This window comes from Streptomyces sp. (assembly GCF_031178505.1).
In the GTDB taxonomy this organism is placed as follows: Bacteria; Actinomycetota; Actinomycetes; order Streptomycetales; family Streptomycetaceae; genus Streptomyces; species Streptomyces gulbargensis.
Window position 1 is genome coordinate 1 of record NZ_JAPSIW010000994.1, and the last position, 1,951, is coordinate 1,951.

Sequence of the window (1,951 nt, forward strand, 5' to 3'; positions counted from 1 at the left end):
TCGACAACATCGCCACCGTCCCCGTCCTCACCGGCACACCGCGCAGGCAGGCCCGGGACCGGGCGCGGGAGATGCTGGCGACCGTCGGCCTCGATCAGTCCGTCGCCGATCGCTTCCCCGCTCAGCTTTCCGGAGGGCAGCAGCAGCGGGTCGGCGTCGCCCGCGCGCTCATCTCCGACCCCAACATCCTGCTCATGGACGAGCCGTTCGGCGCCGTCGATCCGATCGTGCGCCGCGAGCTGCAGGACAGCCTTCTCGACCTGCAGTCCGAGCTCGGCAAGACGATCGTGTTCGTCACCCATGACATCGACGAGGCGTTCCGCCTGGGCGACGAAGTCGTGGTGCTGCGCACCGCCGCCCAGATCGCCCAGCAGGGCACGCCGGCCCAGATCATGGCCGACCCGGCCGATGAATTCCTCCGCCGCTTCATCGGCGCCGACCGGGGACAGCGGACCCTGCACACCCAGGAGGTCGGGGACCGCACCATCGCCGTCGACGGTGCCGGTCGGCCCGTGGGAGTGCTCGAATGACCTGGCTCGGTCACAGTTGGCCGCTCGTCCTCGAACTCGCCCGTGACCACCTCGTCCTCACCGTCCCCGCCGTCCTCATCAGCATCCTCGTCGCCGTGCCGATCGGCCGCCTGGCCTTCCTCCGCCCTCGCCTCGGCTCCCCGCTCCTCACGGCCGCGGCACTGCTCTATGCGATCCCCGCACTGCCGCTGCTCATCATCGTTCCCGCGATCTTCGGCACGCCGCTGCGCTCGCAGGCCACGATGATCGTGGCGCTGAGCGTCTACGGCGTCGCCCTGCTCGTGCGCACCGCCGCCGATGCCTTCGCCGCCGTCGACCCGCGCATCACCGACGCCGCGGTCGCAGTCGGGCACTCCCCCACCAGCGTGTTCTGGCGCGTCGAGCTGCCCTTGGCCGTGCCCGTGCTCCTGTCAGGAGTCCGCGTCGTGACGGTGAGCACCGTCAGCCTCGTGACCATCGGCGCGCTCATCGGGGTGCCCGGGCTCGGCTCACTACTCACGGACGGTTTCCAACGCGGCATCACCGCCGAGGTGGTCACCGGCGTCGTCGCGACCGTAGTCCTCGCGCTCGCCCTCGATGGGCTTCTGCTGCTCAGCGGGCGCGCGCTGACCCCGTGGACCCGGCTCCCGCCTCGGCGGGGCAGGCACCCGCGCGCCACCCTCCCCGGCCCCGTCTCCCGGGTCGGAACCGGGGAGGAGCAGTGAACCTATTCATCGAAGCATTCGGATGGCTTGTCGATCCCCTCAACTGGTCGGGACCCGGCGGCATTCCCACCCGCATGGCCGAGCATTTGCTCATCAGCGCCGCCGCCGTCGTCCTCGCCGCCGTCATCGCCCTGCCCGCGGGAGTGCTCATCGGGCACACCCGCCGAGGCGCCGGCGTCATCGGCGCGATCACCGGGGCCGCTCGTGCGGTGCCGACCCTCGGTCTGCTCACGCTCTTCGGTCTGGCATTGGGGATCGGCCTGACCTCTCCGCTCCTGGCCCTGATCATCCTCGCCGTTCCCTCCCTGCTCGCTGGGGCCTATGCCGGGACGGGTGCGATCTCGCCGGTCATCACCGACTCCGCCCGGGCGGTGGGGATGAGCCCGACCCAAGTGATCCTCCAGGTCGAACTGCCCCTGGCTGCGCCGGTGATCATCGGCGGGATCAGGACCGCCACCCTGCAGGTCGTCGCCACTGCCACGCTGGCCGCCTACACCTCCGACTTCGGACTCGGCCGGTATCTCTTCTCCGGCCTCAAGTCCCGCCAGTACGACGAGATGCTTGCCGCGGCACTGCTCGTCACTGTTCTCGCCCTGGTCCTCGAGATCCTCCTCGCCACCGCACAGAACACCGCCAGAGCCCGCATCGGGCAGACCGCCACAGCCCGCATCGGGCACTGAACTCGGAAGAGGTACCGTTATGATCCGCTCACCCCGC

At 70.4% G+C, this 1,951-nt stretch carries 3 protein-coding genes; all 3 read left to right on the forward strand.

Going from position 1 to position 1,951, the window contains the following annotated elements:
• On the forward strand, positions 1-530 hold a 530-nt coding region (locus RIF68_RS35465), incomplete at its 5' end, for an ATP-binding cassette domain-containing protein (RefSeq protein ID WP_309055713.1).
• A complete protein-coding gene (locus RIF68_RS35470; RefSeq protein ID WP_309055715.1) occupies positions 527-1,234 on the forward strand; it encodes an ABC transporter permease subunit in 708 nt (235 codons plus the stop codon). The genes RIF68_RS35465 and RIF68_RS35470, both read left to right, overlap by 4 nt.
• 74 nt (positions 1,235-1,308) lie before the next feature.
• Complete coding sequence (locus RIF68_RS35475; protein WP_309055717.1) at positions 1,309-1,914, forward strand: ABC transporter permease subunit; 606 nt, start codon at positions 1,309-1,311, stop codon at positions 1,912-1,914.
• Positions 1,915-1,951: the final 37 nt, after the last annotated feature.